The following is a 17,273-nucleotide window of genomic DNA, read 5'->3' on the forward strand; positions in this document are numbered from 1 at the left end:
CGGCCCCTCACTCAGCCGCACCCCCGGTGGTTTTCCACGCGGGGCTATGGGTGTTTCCACTCAGAGCGCCTTTGCCGCAGGCTATGCCTCCGCAAGGTCCGCTGGGCGAAGCGCAGGCCTACGCGCCAAACACAAAAATATGTCCTTGCGAACAGTGGTTAACCCTTGCCGAATGAGGCCCTTGCGCGCATGTTTAGGTTCGGGACGGGCAAGTGGAGAGATGAGATGAAAACGCTTGTAACTTTGATTGCCCTTGCTGCCACAATGGGCCTGTCGGCCTGCGCCACGACGACGACCAAGTCTGGCCCGACGCCCTATCAAGCAGCGGCAACAGGCAAATTTGGCTTTACCGATCAACGGATTGAGGCCAATCGCTTTCGCATTACCTTTGACGGCAATACCAAAACCACACGCCAGCAGGTCGAAGATTCGCTTTTGTTGCGTGCGGCGGATGTGACTATCGACAATGGTTATGATTGGTTTCAGATAGCCCAGCGCTCTACCGATCCAAAAACCTATAGCCGCCCAAAAATGGGGTCGCGCTGGGCCTTTGGTGGCGGGATTGGCTATAGTAGTTTTAGAACCTTTCACCCGCGATATGGCTGGGTGAGCTATTATGACCCCTTCTGGTCAAGCGGCTTTTATGATCCGTTCTTTGATCGGTTCGACACTGAAGAAATCACCCGCTTTCAAGCCACCGCCGAGATAATTCTCGGCAAAGGTCCTAAGCCGTCTGACCGGACCGATGCGTATGATGCGCGGGATGTGAAGACGAATTTAGGCGCGCGCGTCACGCCGCCACCACCTCCGCCAGCAGCAAAGTCCTGATGCGGATCATTTTGTTCCGAGGTTCGGAAGAGCCTGTTGAGCCTTGGCAACCAGAGCCTGATCGGGTTGTGGTGGCCGGGGCCAAAGGCGGCACGCAGAACTTGTATGAAAGTGGCGATGGCCGAGTCTATGCCGGCATCTGGCACGCGACGCGCGGCGCTTGGCGGGTTATCTATGACGAGATGGAATATTGCCACATCACCAAGGGCCGCGCCCGCCTCACCGCGTTAGACGGCGAGGTGACAGAGGTTCAAGCGGGTGATGGCTTTGTCATTCCAAATGGCTTTGAAGGCGTTTGGGACGTGCTGGAAGATATGGAAAAGCACTATGTGATCGTTTTACCGCCTGGGTGATTGGCCGGCTGCCGAATTTCTGGCTGGACAGGGTTTTGGTGATTTTCAGGTCCCCAAAACTCTGTCCGCACCAAAAAACCTACGGCTTTACCGCCTCCGCATAGAGCTTGGACACTTGGTTCCAATTGATCACGCTCCACCAGGCATCGACATAGTCGGCGCGCTTATTCTGATATTTCAGATAATAGGCGTGCTCCCATACATCATTGCCAAGGATCGGCTTGCCGCGGAAATCACCGACATCCATCAAAGGATTGTCCTGATTAGGGGTGGAGCCGACGGCCAGTTTGCCGTCTGGCTTGACGATCAACCACGACCAACCCGAACCAAAGCGGCCCATCGACGTGGCGCGGAATTGGGTCTTGAAGGCATCAAGGGAGCCAAAGTCGCGGTTGATTGCAGCGGTCAGCTCTGGCGAGGGTGCGCCACCAGTGCCCAATGGGGCCATGATCTTCCAGTAGAAGCTATGGTTCCAATGCCCGCCGGCATTGTTGCGGATGGCGGCTGGGGCGGTCGAAGCAGAAGCTAAAAGCGCCTCAAGGCTCTTCCCCGCATAGGTTGGGTTAGCGACGATGGCTGCGTTCAGGCCCGCGACTTGCGCGCCATGGTGGCGTTCAAAGTGGATGCGCATGGTGGCTTCATCGACGATGGGCTCTAACGCACCATAGGCATAGGGCAGGGCTGCTTGCGTGAAAGCGGGCGCGGCTGGTGTCGCGGCGACGGCAGGTGTTGTTTGTGCCGTAGGGGCAGTCGGGGTTTGGGCGAATGCGGCTGAAGACAACAAGCTTAAGGCGGAAAGGGTCAGGGCTAGGCGCATGAATTCTACTTTCGTAAAGACGTGGCTGGAACATGGTCTGCGGCGTGGCAAGAAACAAGTCTGAGCGTGCTGACAATAATGTCACCAAGCCAGCCGTCTTGCTTTAATATCGGGGCATAAAGAGGGCACGAAGTATGGAAGAACGCGTTGAAGCTTTAGAAGTTCATGTGATGCATTTGATGCGCACAGTCGAAGAGCTTTCGGATCTGTCTCATCAACAAGCCGATGAGATTAAGCGCCTCAACCGCCGGCTGGAATTGATGCTGGAACGTGAAGCACAGCGCCAGCATGACAGCTCAGAACCGCCGCCTCCGGATCAAAAGCCACCCCACTATTGACGCAGAATAGGCTCAAGCCCCGTGCCAGTGAACAAAGCGGCCATGGGGATCAAGGTCGGCCAGCACACGCCTGCGACCAGACGGCCATTCGATCAGCTCCAAGATCATACTGGCCCCCTTCTGCTCATGTCCCAGAATCCCGCCGGGTTCAAAGCGCAACCAAGCTAACGGGGCCTCGGGCGTGGCGCGTGCCCCTTCGGTCTCGATGGCGAGCGTGATCGCATCGCGCACGGCTTGGGGCGGATATTGGAAGAAGACCGAGTGATAAATAACGGTAAGCGCATCTTTGGCGCGGGTTGCAAGCTTTGCCTTGATCCAGTCGGCCGCATCACCAGCATCGGGTGTTATCGACTGGGATCGGGCGATTTCCATGGCCGCATTGAGGCGCTCTAACCGCTCGGGCTGGTCAGGCCAGATGTAGGCGCGTAGGCGCAGGCGATCTTCAGGCAGGGCGGCATTCAACGGCTTCTGGTCACATGCCGCGCGGTGGCGGATGGCGGCGTGTGCCGGGAAACGGGGCGGCGGGCCGCTCCACTGCGTCGACAGAGCAACGCGCGGTCCAGCGACGGGGCTGTCCCAGTGCCAACTGCCGCCATCATAGTGGAAGCGGTCCATGCTGAGATTAAGCCCTGCCGACGCCCCAAGCTCAAGCACGTCCATAGGCCCGTCAAAGGCTTCGGCGGCGGCGCATAGGCCGGGCCAGAGCCCCACAGCGCGGCGTACTTCATTGGTCTGTGGTGGAGATTTCAAGAAGTCGCGCACCCAGTGCTCTCGCGCTCGCAGGCTTTCCACCGCCACGGGCCAGGCCTCTGCCATAGACCAAGCACGACCTTGCTGCGGCCAGACTTGGGCCAAGCGGCCTTCGGGTTCGGTAAGGGCGATGGCATGGAGTGCGCCTGCCAAGCGCAGCGCCAAAGCGTCTTGGACTGGATGGGTTATCCACCCCCCAGTCAAGTCAGCGATAATGCCACCCGCTTCAAAATCGTCGGCCATGGTTTCGCACAGCTCGGCCGTAAAGGGAGAGTCAAACGCTTTGCACCAAATCGCTTGTTGCCGAAGGGCTTGGGGGACCCCGACGTCCACCATCAGATGGCACCCCGCTCTTTCAAGGCAGCAATGGCGCTGGCATCAAGGCCGGCCTCTGCCGCCAAGCTTTCAGAATCTGCGCCATAATCTGGCAAGCTCAAGCGCGCCTGCCCCGGCTCATCGCGGAAGCGGATGGGAATGCCCAAATGCTTGTTGCCGTCTTCATCGGTCAACACCATGCCGCGCGAGATCGTATAGGGGTCTTCCATCGCATCTTTTAGGCTGCGGACAGGGGCCCAGCACAGATCGACATCTTTTAGGAAGGCGCTCCATTCGTCCAAAGTCTTGCTGGCAAAAGTTTCTTCGAAATAACGCTTTAGTGGGTCTTGGCCGGGGCCGGGCTCCAGCTTGGCATAGTCGAACAAATCAGGCCGGCCTAAAGCGTCGAGCAAATTTTTGGCAAAGTGATGCTCGGACCCACCCAATACCAAGAACCTCCCATCCTTGGTCTCATAAGGCCGATACATGGCCGCTCCACCAAAAGGTCGCATCTCTTTTGCTACTGGGTGGGCGTTGTCAGCAAAGACCGGACCCAGGACATTGGGCGTCCAAGCCAGAAGTGCATCATACATGGACAGGTCGATATAATCGCCCTTTCCCGTCTCGGCCCGGCGATAGAGCGCCATCATGATGGCGGCAAAGGCCATGAGGCTGGCAGCCATGTCCGCTGCAGGTATGGAAGGGCTGGCAGGCTTATTGTCGGTCAGGCCCCGGTTCAGATCGACCAGACCTGCCATGGCCTCCATGGTGAGATCATGACCGGGCTTATTCACGTATTTGCCGTCTTGGCCAAAGCCCGCGATGGAGCAATAGACGATGCGCGGATTGATCGCGGCGATGGCATCATAATCCACGCCCAAGCGCTTAACGACGCCGGGCCGGAAGGCTTCGACAATCACGTCCGCCTCTGCGGCGAGCTTCAAAAACAGCGCACGCGCTTCTGGGTCTTTCAGATTGATCTTCAGGCTGCGCTTGCCGCGGGCAATGTTGCGAAACCAGACCGATACGCCGTCCTCAGTCTTGTAGCCAATCACGCGGGTTGGCTCGCCCACGCCATTGGCAGGTTCGACCATCACCACATCGGCACCATGGTCTGCCATCATCATGGTCATATGCGGGCCGGGCAAAAAGGCCGAGAGGTCCAGAACTTTGAGGCCTTGGAGTTTCATGGTGGTACTTTGCTCTTGGATTTAGGTGTCCATGTCACAAGAGCGCTAATCATATCAAAGCGCAAGATGACGAGAACAACATCTCACAAGATAGCCCAAGCCAGCAATCTATCACAAGGCTAGCGCCCGCGATCACCCACAATGAAAAATTCATCCTTGTCCAATTTTGGGCTTTCCTTGATAGCCCTAACTTCAATGAAGGAGCGCCGGATCCAGATTAAACCGAATATAACTAGGGCAAGCACGCCTATGCCAAACCCATATGCCACCCAATTTAGTGCCAGCGACTTCAGCTCGTTCGCTTGGTCATGCATCGCTTGGATCAAAACTTGTGAAGCACCAGTTGTATCGTGAAGCTTAAGCTCGGCGGCGACGCCACGATATATGTCGCTCGCAAAGCTTAGGGCAGCGCACCCGACAATCATCAGAAGCAGGGTAAGCCGAAAAACAAATCCGGGGGCCGAAATCTTGCGAAGCTCTTCCCTACTAAAAACGAAAGCCGACCAGAAGACGCGGATGTAAAACGGAAGAAAGCAGGCCGATTGTGCAAGTGTCAGCAATAACGGTGCGTCAGTGATGGCTCTTGCGCAGAGGCTATAGGCGGCAAGTCCGAAGATAAACGCAAGAACGAGCGAGAATTTCCAAAGCCACTGCGGCAGTCGACTTATCAGACTAATCAACTCCCACCTCCAGAAAAATCATAGGTTGAAAGCGTAAGGCATGATCCGATTTTTGACAATTGCCAAAGCCGACGCAACGAGCCCCTTGCTATCACAAATCTGTGTCGGCAAAGCCAGCGAGTCTCATGCGACTAAGCTGATACGTTCCGTCTCAATGCTCTCCCATTTTGGGGGCGCGCTTTCCAGCGGGGCGCTTGCCATTGACTTTGATCGGGCTGGCCAACATTTGCAAGCGGCCGTTCTTCGCATCCGGATGGTCGACGGCGTCGGTCATGCCGATAGCCTTCACGTGAGCGCTGTCGAGGGCTTGGCCGATGTTGTAAATCGGTGCGACAGGAACATGACCGCCCAAAAGCGCGATCCATTCGGCCGTCGATTGGGTGCTCAACAGCGCATCAAGGACTTCCGTCAAGGCGGCCAGATTGGCCCGTCTGGCTGGGATGCTGCTAAAGCGAGGATCGGCCAACAGGTCTGGGCGACCCGTCTTGGCGCAAAAAATCTCCCAGAATTTTGGCGTTTGGCACATCAACATCAGCCAACCATCTTGCGTCTTGAAAGCTTGGCTGGGCGCGATGGATGGATGGGCCCCGCGTGGCAGGCGGCCCACTTCCACGCCCTCATTCAGATACCAGGTGGCGGGATAGGAGAGTTGGTGAAGCGCGGTATCAAACAACGCCACATCAATGTCGCAGCCTTGACCCGTGCGGTGTGCGCCCAAAATCCCGGCCAGCAGGCCGACGGCCATTTGGCTGCCCGTATGAAAATCAATGATCGACAGGCCGCAACGAACCGGTGGGCCGTCTGGCTCGCCACTCATCGACATCAAGCCTGCCTCGGCCTGCATCAGATAATCATAGCCCGGCCAGGAAGCGCGATCATTGTCGCGTCCGTAGGCGGAGAGATGGGCGCAGACAATCTTGGGATTGATGGATTTGAGGTCGTCATAAGTGACCGCCATCTTGGCAGGCTGATCGCCGCGCAGATTATTCGCCACCGCATCAGCTTCTTTGACCAAAGCCTCAAACTGGGCGCGGCCTTCTGGGCTTTTAATCTCCAGCGCGATGGAGGATTTGCCGCGCGAGAAGGTCTGATAGAATTGGCTGTCTTGCTCACCCAAAAAATAGGGGCCGGTGGCACGGCTGACATCGCCCCCCATGCTGGGGGCTTCGATCTTGATGATTTCAGCCCCCAAATCCGCCAACAACATGGTGCCATAAGGGCCTGCGCCATATTGCTCAATCGAGAGGATTTTGATGCCTTTGAGGGGAAGCCCAGTTGTCTGCATTAGGGTTGAACCGTGTCTTTGAGCAGGTCGGTACGAAAGCCATTTTGCTCCGCGGCGGCATTCAGCGCAGCCCGCTGTTCAGTCGTGAGCGTCTTGGTGCGCGCCAAGAGCCACAGATAGGAGCCATTCGGGCTGCCCACCAAGGCGGTCTGATAATTGGGATCCAGATACAGCACCCAATAATTGCCTTGCCCCTTTGGCAAAGGAATGGGTGCGAAGTTCACCGCAAGCTTAGCATTATTCGAGCCATCAATGATGGCAGCCACCCCTTGTGCACTGCGCGGCTTGCCGTCGCTGGTACCCGTCGCACAGGTATTGGTGACCCCAACGCGACCATCGGGGCGCAGGGCGTATTCGGCTGTGACGCCTTCGCATTTCTTCTGGAAGCTATTGGGGTAACGCGCAATTTCATACCACTTGCCAGCGTATTTATTGAGGTCAACAGAGGCGACCGTGGTCGGGGGTGCAGCATCCTTGGCCCGCCCCATGGTTCCGGACATGCAGCCCGATAGCGCGACGCAGCCAACTAAAATGGCTGCAGAGAGTGAAACTTTCATGCTGTTTCCCCTTTCGTGGGTGGAGCAGATTTATGGGCCAGTTTGGCAGCATTGGCTTCCCAATTCTGACCGTCAAACGGCACAATCGACAGGGCGGGCGCTTGTCCAGCGTCAAAGCAATTGGCGTTGACGCTGACCCCATCGGGATTGGACCTTGGTGTGTAGAACGCTTTCACACCACATTTGGTACAAAAGGTATGATTGGCAACGCCGGTATTGAACCGATAGGAGGTGAGCTTATCCGCCCCTGCCGTCAGTTCGAAATCGTCCATCGGCACAATCAAATGCACAAAGCCTGTCCGTGCACAGATGGAGCAATTGCAGGCCTCCACCTCCACTTCATCTGGGGTCCGAACCGCAAAGCGCACATCGCCACAATGGCACGAGCCTGTTCGCCAAATCTTCACCATCCAAGCACCTGTAGCCCTGTTACTTCTTCAAAGTCTTGCGGATTGAGAGTCACCAAAGTTGCCTTGGCATTGAGAGCTTGGGCGGCAATCATCCGGTCGAGGATTTTGCGGCGTGAGAACCCACAAGATTGCAGAATACCACCATATCGGTCGGCATCTTCCTCCTCAAAAGGGAGTACCGGCATATGGGAAAGAAACACATCAAGTCGCTGACGCCTCAGAGTGGCAGAGGATGCCTCCCGATGAACGCCACCCTCCAGTTCCACCCGAGTGATCACAGAAATCGCAAACCTTCCGCTCAGGCCTTCCAGCTTACCAAGAATGGCTTGGCTGCGATCCCGAACTTCAATCGCGACACTGGTATCGAGCAAATAAAGCCCACTCATAGCCCCTCACGCTCGGGAAAAATGTCAGTGTCGCGCACTTCAATGTCGGTGACGTCAGGCAGTTTGCGCAGTTCAGCCATCATTTGCTTGAAACTGATTTTTCCGGATCGCAATGTCGGCCGCAGGGTAATGACGTCCCCATCGCGCTCCATTTCCAGCTCCGTGCCCTCAGGAAAGGCCAACGCCTTTGGCAAGCGCACCGCTTGGCTATTGCCGCTCTTGAACGTTTTGGTTTTGTGCGTCGCCATCGTCCTGTCCTTAGTTGACCGTATATACATGTATATACGGCCATGATCGAGGTTTCAATCAGATTTCAAACCAAGGTCGGTCTGATCCCCCTAAATCGGGTTGCGGGCCACCAATTGCTTGGCGATGATGATGCGTTGCATTTCATTGGTGCCTTCGCCGATGCACATCAAGGGGGCGTCGCGATAGAGACGCTCGATGACATATTCCTTGGAATAGCCATAGCCGCCATGGATGCGCATGGCTTCCAGCGAGACTTCCACGGCAGTTTCCGAGGCGAAGAATTTGGCCATGCCGGCTTCCATGTCGATCCGCTCACCCCGGTCAAAGGCGGCCGCCGCATCTTGGGTCAGAAGTTCTGCGGCGCGCGTCTTGGCGGCCATTTCGCCCAGCTTCAACTGAATAGCCTGATGTTCGCAGATTGGCTTGCCCATCGTCTTGCGCATTTGGGCATATTTGACGCTCTCGGCCAAAGCGCGCTTGGCAATGCCGACCGAGCGGGCGGCGATATTGACGCGGCCAATCTCGAGGCCGCCAGTGGCCATGATAAAGCCCTTGCCTTCTTCGCCGCCAACCAAGCTCTTCTTCGCGTCGACTTCATAATCTTCAAAGATGAATTCGCCCGAATCAATGCCCTTATAGCCCAGCTTCTCCAGCTTCTTGCCATTCTTGACGCCCTTAAGCGGAACCTTGGTTTCAGGGTCGATCTTGGGCACGATCAACATGCTCATGCCCTTATGACGGGGCTGGGCATCGGGGTCGGTTTTGACCAACAAAGCGACGCAATGGCCTTCAATGGCGTTGGAGATCCAAGTCTTGGTGCCATTGACGATATAATTGTCGCCTTGACGGCGCGCGACGGTGCGGATGCCTTGCAAGTCAGTACCGGCATCGGGTTCTGTCAGACCCAGACCGCCACGCATTTCACCGGTGGCGAACTTGGGCAGCCAATACTCCTTTTGAAAGTCCGTGCCAAAGCGCTGCACGACGGTGGCCATCATCAAATGCGAGTTGAAGATACCCGTCAGGCTCATCCATTCTTGCGAGATCATGGTCACGATCTTGGAATAGGTGGTGGCCGACAGACCAAGGCCGCCGTAATCGGGATGGATGATCGCGCCAAATAGCCCGAGTTCTGCCATGTCATTGACGAGGTCCGCTGGCCATTCGTTGTCATGCTCCAGCTTCATCGCCACGGGGGCGACTTTTTTCTCAATCCACTTCTGGATGGCGTCCAGCATCTGGCGCTCATCTGCTTCGCTGATATGTCCAAAATTTCCGTCTGCCATGATGATGATCCTAGTCCTTCATGTTTTCTTTGAGTTTTTTTGCTGCAAGCAAGTCAGCAACCACATGGGTTACGAGCGCCACCGTCAGTGAAGGGATACCGGCATCCAAGATCCGGCCGATAACAACCAATGGGCCGGCACCGCCATGGTCGCTCCCCATCATGACCATCATTCCGCCAATCCCTTCTAGGGCGGCGAGCACAGCGAGAATGCGGAGCAACAGAACCATCAGTAATTGCCCACCTTATCCTCGACAGCATGGCCGCGAGCGGGGATCAGCATGTTGCGCTTGAAGGTGCACACCATGACGCCATCTTGGTTGAAGCCCTTGGTGACGATGGTCACAATGCCTTGACCGGGGCGCGACGCGCTTTCGCGTTTGGCGAGGACTTCGCTCTCCGAATAAAGCGTGTCACCTGCAAAGACGGGGGCGGTGAACTTCACTTCATCCATGCCCAGATTGGCGATCGCCTTCTGGCTGGTGTCGGTCACGCTCATGCCGATGCAAAGCGCCAACGTGTAGGGCGAGACGACGAGGTTCTTTTTGAACTCGCTGGCGGCGGCAAATTGCGCGTCAAAGTGCATCGGGTGGGTGTTCATCGTCATCAGCGTGAACATGTGGTTGTCATATTCGGTGATGGTCTTGCCGGGGCGGTGCTCATAGACATCGCCGACGACGAAATCCTCAAAATAGCGACCAAATGTTTCGCGGTAGCGCTGGGGGCCAACTTCTTTCACGTTTCGGACCATGGTTAGAACTCAATTCCTGCTTTAGACAAAATGCGCTCTGCGCGCAGATAGACGGGGATGTCGAGCATTTTGCCATCAAGTAAAACGGCGCGGCCATCCTGCGATTTGAAAGCTTCACTTACGCGCTTGGCCCAGTCTAACTCAGCTTCAGAAGGCGAGAATACTTCATTAACAATGGCGACTTGGCTGGGGTGGATGCAGGCCTTACCGTCAAAACCCAAGGCCTTCACGCGCACACATTCCGCCCGCAAGCCTTCTTCGTCCTTCACGTTCAGATAGGGTACATCCATCAAGGTTCCGTTGGTGACGCGCGCCTCGGTAGCCAAGGTTGAGCGAGCGTGAAACAGCGCCTCCCAGTCCATCCCGGTGCCAATGGCAAGTGAGTAGTCGGCCCCACCGAACAAGACGCCACCGCGCGAGCCGCAGGTTCCGGCTATTTCAGACGCACTTTTTAGCCCCGCCACGGTTTCGATCACGGCCCAAAGCGCCACGCGCTTCTGATTTAGGTCGCGCAAATGTAGCAATTGCTGGAAGTTGGCGAGGGCTGAATAGGACGAGGCCTTTGGGATCATGAAGAAATTTGGGCGGGCCTCGGCCTCACTAAAGGCGATGATGTCCTTGAGGCCATCCAAAGTGTCGAGGCCGTTCATCCGTATGCCAATGGCGCAAGCCGGATAGCTCTCGGCATTAGCCTCCAGCCAGCCAATCACCCCGGCGCGAGCGGCGGCTTTATCTTGCGGCGGCACAGCGTCCTCAAGGTCAATGCAAATGGAATCAGCCCCCGCCGCCAGCGCCTTTTCAAAACGGTCTGGCCGGGAGCCCGGGACAAAGAGGAGTGATCGAAACGTTTTCATTTGTCCGGACATTTAACCTGATATAAGCTGACGTCAATTCGAAACCGCGCGACGGTGTGACTTTGGGTCGGCAAGCAGGGGAATTTAGGTTATGGATCAACCGATGAGACTTGGTTTAGTAAGCGTTTTGATCGGGCTTCTCACAATGTCTGCGGCTCCTGCACTCGCCCAGCACGCGGCCCCCGCACAAACTTCCGACGCCGCTTACAATGGCTCCTATTATAAGCGCCAGCTCTATGTCGTTACCGATATGGAGCGGGCCTTGACCCTTTGGCGCGACGTGCTTGGCCTCCAACCTGGGGCAATCACCACTTCGGGTCCCAATTCTTATTCGCGCGAAGTCTTCAATATTCCTGCGGAAGCGCAGATGCGCTTTTGTACCTTGAGTGCCGGGCCGACGCAGGTGCGCACCTTGGCCTTGCTGGAAGTCAAAGGCGTAACCCTGCCACCCAAGACCGGCATTCGCACGACCGGCGCTGTCATTAATGCCAATGGCCGTTTGGCCGAGATCATCGCCAAGGCCCAAGCCATGGGTCTGACCGTATTTGGTCCACGCGTCTTGGCGTCTGTCGGTCAAGGCGACGGGACCGAGCAAGGCTTCCTCGACTGGGACGGCAATGTGATCGTGCTCTACGAATATCCCACGTCTGACGCACCGAGTGTTCGGTAGGGCGCTTTGCCGAGGTAAAGCTGATGTGCCTAACGCAAGCGCGCTCCCAGCTTCGCCGCAGCAGCAATAATCTTTGTACTGACGGCTTCGATCTCCGCATCGGTCAAGGTTCGTTCGCGTGGTTGTAGCGCCACTTCTAGGCCCAGCGAGACTTCCCCCTCTGCGACGCCTTGGCCTTGATAGCGGTCAAACAGACTTACGTCTGAAATCAGAGTCTTATCGACTTGCGCCACAGCGCGGATAAGGTCCCCTGCAGGTAGCTCAGCCTTAGCGACAAAGGCAAAGTCGCGTGTCAACGGCATGAAGGCAGAAGCCTCCAGCTTGGCTTTCGTCTTGCCAGCTTTCACTTTGGCTGGCGGCAAAGCGTCCAAGAACAATTCAAAGCCAAAGACTGGCCCATCGACGCCCAGTTCCTTCAGTACGCGGGGATGAAGTTCACCAAACTCGGCCAAGATCGTCTTTGGGCCCAGTTTGAACGTGCCAGAGCGGCCAGGGTGCCACCACGCGCGCGCGCCTTGCACCGTCTGCATCCCGCCGGTTGATGCGCCCATCGCATCCAACATGGCCAAGACATCCGCCTTCACGGTGAAGACGTCTGGCTTTAGGGCACCACTCCAATGGCGGATGGCCCCGCATGTGACGCCAGCAATGACCATCTCCTGATCCTTGGGCCCATCACCCTTATAGATCGGACCGGCTTCAAACAAAGCCAAGTCGCCAAAGCCACGGTCGGCATTGCGTTGGGCAGCGAGAAGCAAGTGGATCAGCGCGCTAGGCCGCATACAATCGAGATCTGACGCAATCGGGTTTGCCAAGACCAAGGCCCCGCCACCTTGGGCCGCGCCAAACAATTCACATGTCGCGCGGCTGGCAAAGCTCCAGGTCACCGCCTCCATCCAGCCGCGAGCGGCCAGACTGCGACGGCCAACGCGCACGCGGTTTTGCGCCGGGGTCAATAAGGGCTCTTTCCGGCCTTTGCGCTCTGGCAATTTCGCCGTGGGCAAGCGGTCAAAGCCTGCGATGCGGGCGATATCTTCAACCAAATCCGCAGAGCCGACCACATCGCGGCGCCAACTGGGCACGCCCACCTTGCGGGTGCCCGATCCAGTTACTTCTGGTGAAAAGCCCAAGCCGGACAAGATGGTGTCAATCTCGCCATCACTAAGGTCCAAGCCCGTCAGGCGATGTACTTCCTTGGTGGCAAAGGGCACGGCTTCAGGCGGCGCAGGAACTTCGCCCGCAACAACGACTTCTGAAGCCGTTCCGCCGCAAAGCTCAAGGATCATGGCGGTGGCAAGTTCTAGCCCATCTACCATGAAGCCCGAATCCACGCCGCGCTCAAACCGGTATTTCGCGTCGGATTGAATGCTCAAGGCACGCGCTGTTTGGGCGATGTTAAGTGGCGCAAACAAGGCGCTTTCAACAAAAACGTCGACGGTGTCATCTGAGCAGCCTGACGATACGCCCCCCATAATCCCGCCCAAGCCCAAGGCACCGGAGTTATCGCCAATCACGCACATGGCGGAGCTCAACTCATAGCTTTTGCCATCAAGGGCGACAAAGCTTTCGCCCGTCTGGCCCATGCGGGCGACAATGCCGCCTGAAAGCTTAGCCGCATCATAGACGTGCAGCGGGCGGGCTCGGTCATAGGAAATGAAATTGGTGATATCGACCAAAGTGTTGATCGGGCGTAGGCCAATAGCGCGCAAGCGGTCAGCCAACCATTTCGGGCTGGGGCCATTCTTCACGCCTTTGATCAGGCGACCAGCAAAAGCGGGGCAAGCCTCTGGCGATTGGATGGTGACCGTCACGGGGCAAGGAAAGCTGCCTGCCACCGCTTTGACTGAATGATCTTTCAGTTGACCGAGGCCTGCTGCCGCCAGTTCGCGCGCAATGCCGACCACACCCAGCCAATCGGGGCGGTTTGGCGTGACTTCAAAGTCGATAACGGCGTCTGCGAGACCAAGAGCCGCCGCTGCTGGCGTGCCGACGGCCAAGCTATCGTCCAGTTCAAGAATGCCATCACTGTCTTCGGCGGTTTCAAGCTCCGCTGCCGAGCAGAGCATGCCGTTGGACACCACACCGCGTACTGCCCGGGGCTCCAAAGTAATCCCGCTACCGGGAATATAGGTGCCCAAAGGCGCATAAACGGTGGTCAGGCCCGGCCGCGCATTGGGTGCGCCGCAGACGATTTCCTTCATACCTTCAAAGGTTTCGACTTGGCAGACCTGCAAACGATCCGCATTCGGGTGCCGTTCTGCCGAGATAATCTTTGCGACTGAAAAAGCTTTCAGTTTGTCAGCTGGGTCTTCCCAGTGCTCAACCTCTAGGCCCGCCATGGTCATGGCGTCCAACACGGCGGATAGAGGGGCGTCGGTGGCCAAATGATCCTGCAGCCAAGACAAAGTGAATTTCATCGGTACAAATCCCTGAGGGAGCTAATCGGTTTAGTGGGCCTCAGCCCAATTCAGTGCGGCGCGCGCCTCTACCACCAAAGGAACAGACAAAGCCACTGCTGGTAGAGCAGCCTTCTCCATCACTTGGGCAACCAGAGCGCATGTCGCATCCGCTTGGCTTGAAGGCGCTTCAAATACAAGCTCGTCATGCACTTGCAGCAACATTCGGGCCTGTAATCCCGCATCTTTAAGGGCTTTGGGCAGGCGGATCATGGCGCGTTTGATGATGTCGGCAGCGGCCCCCTGCAAGGGCGCATTGATGGCTTGGCGTTCGGCAAAGGCCTGTTCGGCTTGGCTTTTGGCATTTATGCCCGGCACCCAGCAGCGGCGGCCAAAGATGGTTTCGACATAGGCCTTTTCCCGCGCCATGGCCTTCATCTGATCCATATAGGCCTGAATGCCAGGGAAGCGTTGCTTATAGGTGGCGATATAATCGCGCGCTTCGCCTTGTGGAATCGACAACTGCCGCGCGAGGCCAAAGGCCGAAATGCCATAAATGATGCCGAAGTTGATTGCCTTGGCCTTGCGCCGGACCATCGGGTCCATGCCTGCCAGTGGCACACCAAACATTTCCGACGCCGTCATGGCGTGAATATCATAGCCCTCGATAAAGGCCTTCTTCAATTGTGGAATATCGCCGACATGGGCGAGGAGGCGCAGCTCAATCTGGCTATAGTCGGCGGAGATCAAAACGTGGTCAGCCTCTGCCACAAAGGCGCGGCGGATCCTGCGACCCTCTTCGGTACGGATCGGGATGTTCTGCAAATTGGGGTCGGTTGAGGACAGCCGCCCTGTGGCGGCACCCACCATATTGTAAGAGGTATGCACCCGCCCGGTTGTGGGGTCGATCGCGTCTTTTAGATTGTCGGTATAGGTGCTCTTGAGCTTGGCCAATGTCCGCCAATCAACCAAGGTGCGCGGCAATTCATGGCCTTGGGCGGCGAGATCTTCCAAAGCATCGGCCCCCGTCGCCCATTGACCGGTCGCTGTTTTCTTGCCGCCGGGCAATGCCATTTTGCCAAACAAAATGTCACCCAATTGCTTGGGACTGCCCAGATTAAACACTTCGCCTGCTTGTTCATGGGCTTGGGCTTCAAGGCCAATCATGCGCTGGGCAAAGTCGAGGGAAAGGCGGGAAAGCTCTGCCACATCAACCTTGACGCCCGCTTGCTCCATCCCGGCAATCACCGGCACCAAGGGCCGCTCCAGCGTTTCATAGACGGTGGTAGAGCGCTCCTGCACCAAGCGCGGCTTTAAAATATGCCAAAGGCGCAGGGTCACATCCGCATCTTCGGCGGCATAGGCGGTGGCCCGGTCGAGGGCCACTTGGTCAAAGCTGATCTGCGATTTGCCGGTGCCGCACACATCTTTGAAGGCGATGGGTTGGTGCGCCAAAAGCCGCAGCGACAAATCATCCATCCCGTGGGAATTGCGCCCAGCGTCTAAGGCGAAGCTCATCAGCATGGTGTCGTCAATCGGGCTGATGGCAATATCATGCTGGGCCATGACGGAGACATCATATTTCAGATTCTGGCCGATCTTTAAGATCGCATCATCTTCCAGCACGGGTTTTAAACGTGCCAAAACGTCGGCTAGCTCTAATTGGCCGGGCAATTTCGCGACCGTGTCTTGCCCGCCACCAAAAAGGTCCCCCGTGACGCCCACGTCGCCCGCACCGCGATGACCGACAGGGATATAACAGGCAATGCCGGGCTCTACCGCCAACGATAGACCGACCAAGGTCCCGCTCACACTGTTGAGCGACGCAGTTTCAGTGTCAAATGCGACATAGCCTTGCGCTTGTATCCGGGCGACCCAGTCGTCGAGACGCGCAAGGCTTGTGATGGTTTCATAGGCCTTGGTGTCGATGGGGCTATGAACAGAAGGCGGTATAACCGCTTGGCTAGCGGGCGCACCTTCTGCGTTAGGGGCAAAAACTGCTGCAGCTATGGTGATGCCAGCAGGCGCTGCGTCGCCATGATCGGCTTTGTCGGCAACATAGCCATCGCGGCGAAGCCCAGCCTCAACCCGGCCCGTCAGCGTGCGCAATTCCATCTTGCGCAAGAAATCGAGTAGGACTGTCGGCTCGGGTTCGCGCACCCCAAAATGCTCCAGATGCTCTAGCACCGGTACATTATCCATCAGGGTAACGAGACGCTTAGAGATTTCGATCTGTTCCCGGAACTGGATCAGGGTTTCACGCCGTTTGGGCTGTTTGATTTCGCTGGCGCGGTCCAGAAGCGTTTCCAGATTGCCATAAATGCCTAGCAATTCTGCCGCGGTCTTCACGCCGATCCCGGGTGCGCCAGGCACATTGTCGGTGCTGTCCCCAGCCAAGGATTGGACGTCAATTACTTGTTCAGGCGCGACGCCGAATTTCTCCATCACCGCCTCCGGCCCCATAGGTCGGTCCTTCATCGGGTCATAGAGAAAGATTTTGTCGGTGATCAGCTGCATCAAGTCTTTGTCCGAGGACAGAATACGGACCTTGGCACCTTTCTCGGCAGCCTGCCGCGCATAGGTGGCGATCAGATCATCGGCCTCATAGCCGGGTAGCTCAATCGAGGGCAGACCAAAGGCACGTGTCGCTTCCCGGATCATCGGGAATTGTGGCACCAAATCTTCCGGCGCGGGTGGCCGATTGGCCTTGTAGGCGGGATAGATGTCATTGCGAAAGGTCGGGCCGGAGGCATCAAAGATTACGGCCAAATGGGTGGGCTGATCGCCATCGCGCTCATCGGCCAACAGTTTGAAAATCATGTTGCAAAAGCCCGACACCGCTCCAATCGGCGCACCGTCGCTTTTCCGCGTCAAAGGCGGCAGGCCGTGAAAGGCGCGGAAGATGTAACCAGAGCCATCAACAAGGGTTACGCGGGAATCGGGGCCTACAGGATGTGTCATGGCGTGATCTTAGGCCAGCGTGCTACGACTTCCAATCCCAAAGTCTTTTGGCCGCACAGGGGCTTTAAGGTCGCATATGCGTGCTGACAGGCCCTGTCTGTAAGACGCGGCGGGCGAGGCCTGCCCATTCGCATAAGAGCGGTCGGGTGTCGCGCGGGTCGATGATTTCTTCGGCATAGAAGCTTTCAGCGGTGCGGA

General features: G+C 57.0%; 19 protein-coding genes. 4 read left to right on the top strand and 15 right to left on the bottom strand.

Features of this window, described 5'->3' with window-relative positions; genetic code table 11:
* Positions 1–225 precede the first annotated feature (225 nt).
* Together ACOVRA_RS00095 and ACOVRA_RS00100 are read left to right on the top strand one after the other, a co-directional pair.
* Entirely contained in the window at positions 226–828 is a 603-nt protein-coding gene (locus tag ACOVRA_RS00095; protein WP_421718544.1) for a CC0125/CC1285 family lipoprotein, read from the top strand.
* The gene (locus ACOVRA_RS00100) at positions 828–1,181 is read left to right on the top strand and encodes a cupin domain-containing protein (protein WP_421718545.1); all 354 of its coding nucleotides are present in this window, start codon (positions 828–830) and stop codon (positions 1,179–1,181) included. Before ACOVRA_RS00095 ends, ACOVRA_RS00100 begins: the two co-directional genes overlap by 1 nt.
* A 79-nt stretch (positions 1,182–1,260) precedes the next feature.
* Here the strand turns inward: ACOVRA_RS00100 and ACOVRA_RS00105 are convergent, their stop codons facing one another.
* On the bottom strand, positions 1,261–1,998 hold the full coding sequence (locus ACOVRA_RS00105) for a superoxide dismutase (RefSeq protein ID WP_421718546.1): 738 nt from the start codon (positions 1,996–1,998) through the stop codon (positions 1,261–1,263).
* A gap of 134 nt (positions 1,999–2,132) precedes the next feature.
* On the opposite strand from ACOVRA_RS00105, the gene ACOVRA_RS00110 reads away from it, so the two are divergent.
* The gene (locus ACOVRA_RS00110; RefSeq protein ID WP_290807066.1) at positions 2,133–2,336 is read left to right on the top strand and encodes a SlyX family protein; all 204 of its coding nucleotides are present in this window, start codon (positions 2,133–2,135) and stop codon (positions 2,334–2,336) included.
* Positions 2,337–2,348: 12 nt separating this feature from the next.
* On the opposite strand, the gene ACOVRA_RS00115 is transcribed toward ACOVRA_RS00110, so the two are convergent.
* From ACOVRA_RS00115 to ACOVRA_RS00170, 12 genes are all read right to left on the bottom strand, one after another.
* Positions 2,349–3,422, bottom strand: coding sequence for a DUF2332 domain-containing protein (locus tag ACOVRA_RS00115; RefSeq protein WP_421718547.1), 1,074 nt, complete (start codon positions 3,420–3,422; stop codon positions 2,349–2,351).
* Positions 3,422–4,591, bottom strand: coding sequence for a CaiB/BaiF CoA transferase family protein (locus ACOVRA_RS00120; RefSeq protein ID WP_421718548.1), 1,170 nt, complete (start codon positions 4,589–4,591; stop codon positions 3,422–3,424). The genes ACOVRA_RS00115 and ACOVRA_RS00120 overlap by 1 nt, the downstream gene beginning before the upstream one ends.
* A gap of 119 nt (positions 4,592–4,710) precedes the next feature.
* Positions 4,711–5,271, bottom strand: a complete 561-nt coding sequence (locus ACOVRA_RS00125) for a hypothetical protein (RefSeq protein ID WP_421718549.1) — start codon at positions 5,269–5,271, stop codon at positions 4,711–4,713.
* 151 nt (positions 5,272–5,422) lie between these two features.
* Complete coding sequence (locus tag ACOVRA_RS00130) at positions 5,423–6,556, bottom strand: CaiB/BaiF CoA transferase family protein (protein WP_421718550.1); 1,134 nt, start codon at positions 6,554–6,556, stop codon at positions 5,423–5,425.
* Positions 6,556–7,113, bottom strand: coding sequence for a lipocalin family protein (locus ACOVRA_RS00135; protein WP_421718551.1), 558 nt, complete (start codon positions 7,111–7,113; stop codon positions 6,556–6,558). Before ACOVRA_RS00135 ends, ACOVRA_RS00130 begins: the two co-directional genes overlap by 1 nt.
* Positions 7,110–7,523 (bottom strand): GFA family protein, encoded by a 414-nt coding sequence (locus tag ACOVRA_RS00140; RefSeq protein WP_421718552.1) that lies wholly within the window; start codon positions 7,521–7,523, stop codon positions 7,110–7,112. The genes ACOVRA_RS00135 and ACOVRA_RS00140 overlap by 4 nt, the downstream gene beginning before the upstream one ends.
* Positions 7,517–7,909 (bottom strand): type II toxin-antitoxin system VapC family toxin, encoded by a 393-nt coding sequence (locus ACOVRA_RS00145; RefSeq protein WP_421718553.1) that lies wholly within the window; start codon positions 7,907–7,909, stop codon positions 7,517–7,519. The genes ACOVRA_RS00140 and ACOVRA_RS00145 overlap by 7 nt, the downstream gene beginning before the upstream one ends.
* Positions 7,906–8,157 carry an antitoxin gene (locus ACOVRA_RS00150; RefSeq protein ID WP_290806666.1) on the bottom strand — a complete coding sequence of 84 codons (252 nt, stop codon included), beginning with the start codon at positions 8,155–8,157 and terminating at the stop codon, positions 7,906–7,908. The genes ACOVRA_RS00145 and ACOVRA_RS00150 overlap by 4 nt, the downstream gene beginning before the upstream one ends.
* A gap of 90 nt (positions 8,158–8,247) precedes the next feature.
* Positions 8,248–9,444 carry an acyl-CoA dehydrogenase family protein gene (locus ACOVRA_RS00155; protein WP_421718554.1) on the bottom strand — a complete coding sequence of 399 codons (1,197 nt, stop codon included), beginning with the start codon at positions 9,442–9,444 and terminating at the stop codon, positions 8,248–8,250.
* A 10-nt stretch (positions 9,445–9,454) separates the two neighbouring features.
* Entirely contained in the window at positions 9,455–9,673 is a 219-nt protein-coding gene (locus ACOVRA_RS00160; protein WP_421718555.1) for a hypothetical protein, read from the bottom strand.
* Positions 9,673–10,182, bottom strand: a complete 510-nt coding sequence (locus ACOVRA_RS00165; protein WP_290815922.1) for a MaoC family dehydratase — start codon at positions 10,180–10,182, stop codon at positions 9,673–9,675. The genes ACOVRA_RS00160 and ACOVRA_RS00165 overlap by 1 nt, the downstream gene beginning before the upstream one ends.
* Before the next feature lie 14 nt (positions 10,183–10,196).
* Positions 10,197–11,048 carry an HpcH/HpaI aldolase/citrate lyase family protein gene (locus ACOVRA_RS00170; protein WP_421718556.1) on the bottom strand — a complete coding sequence of 284 codons (852 nt, stop codon included), beginning with the start codon at positions 11,046–11,048 and terminating at the stop codon, positions 10,197–10,199.
* A 103-nt stretch (positions 11,049–11,151) separates the two neighbouring features.
* Here ACOVRA_RS00170 and ACOVRA_RS00175 point away from each other — a divergent pair, with 103 nt between their 5' ends.
* Positions 11,152–11,718, top strand: coding sequence for a VOC family protein (locus ACOVRA_RS00175; RefSeq protein WP_421718557.1), 567 nt, complete (start codon positions 11,152–11,154; stop codon positions 11,716–11,718).
* Between the two features lie 29 nt (positions 11,719–11,747).
* Here ACOVRA_RS00175 and pheT read toward each other — a convergent pair whose 3' ends face one another.
* On the bottom strand, positions 11,748–14,135 hold the full coding sequence (pheT, locus tag ACOVRA_RS00180; RefSeq protein WP_421718558.1) for a phenylalanine--tRNA ligase subunit beta: 2,388 nt from the start codon (positions 14,133–14,135) through the stop codon (positions 11,748–11,750).
* A gap of 30 nt (positions 14,136–14,165) precedes the next feature.
* Positions 14,166–17,075 (bottom strand): DNA polymerase I, encoded by a 2,910-nt coding sequence (gene polA, locus ACOVRA_RS00185; RefSeq protein ID WP_421718559.1) that lies wholly within the window; start codon positions 17,073–17,075, stop codon positions 14,166–14,168.
* Between the last annotated feature and the right edge of the window lie 198 nt (positions 17,076–17,273).

Origin of the sequence: Aquidulcibacter sp., assembly GCF_049239865.1 — a bacterium.
Lineage (GTDB): Bacteria > Pseudomonadota > Alphaproteobacteria > Caulobacterales > Aquidulcibacteraceae > Aquidulcibacter.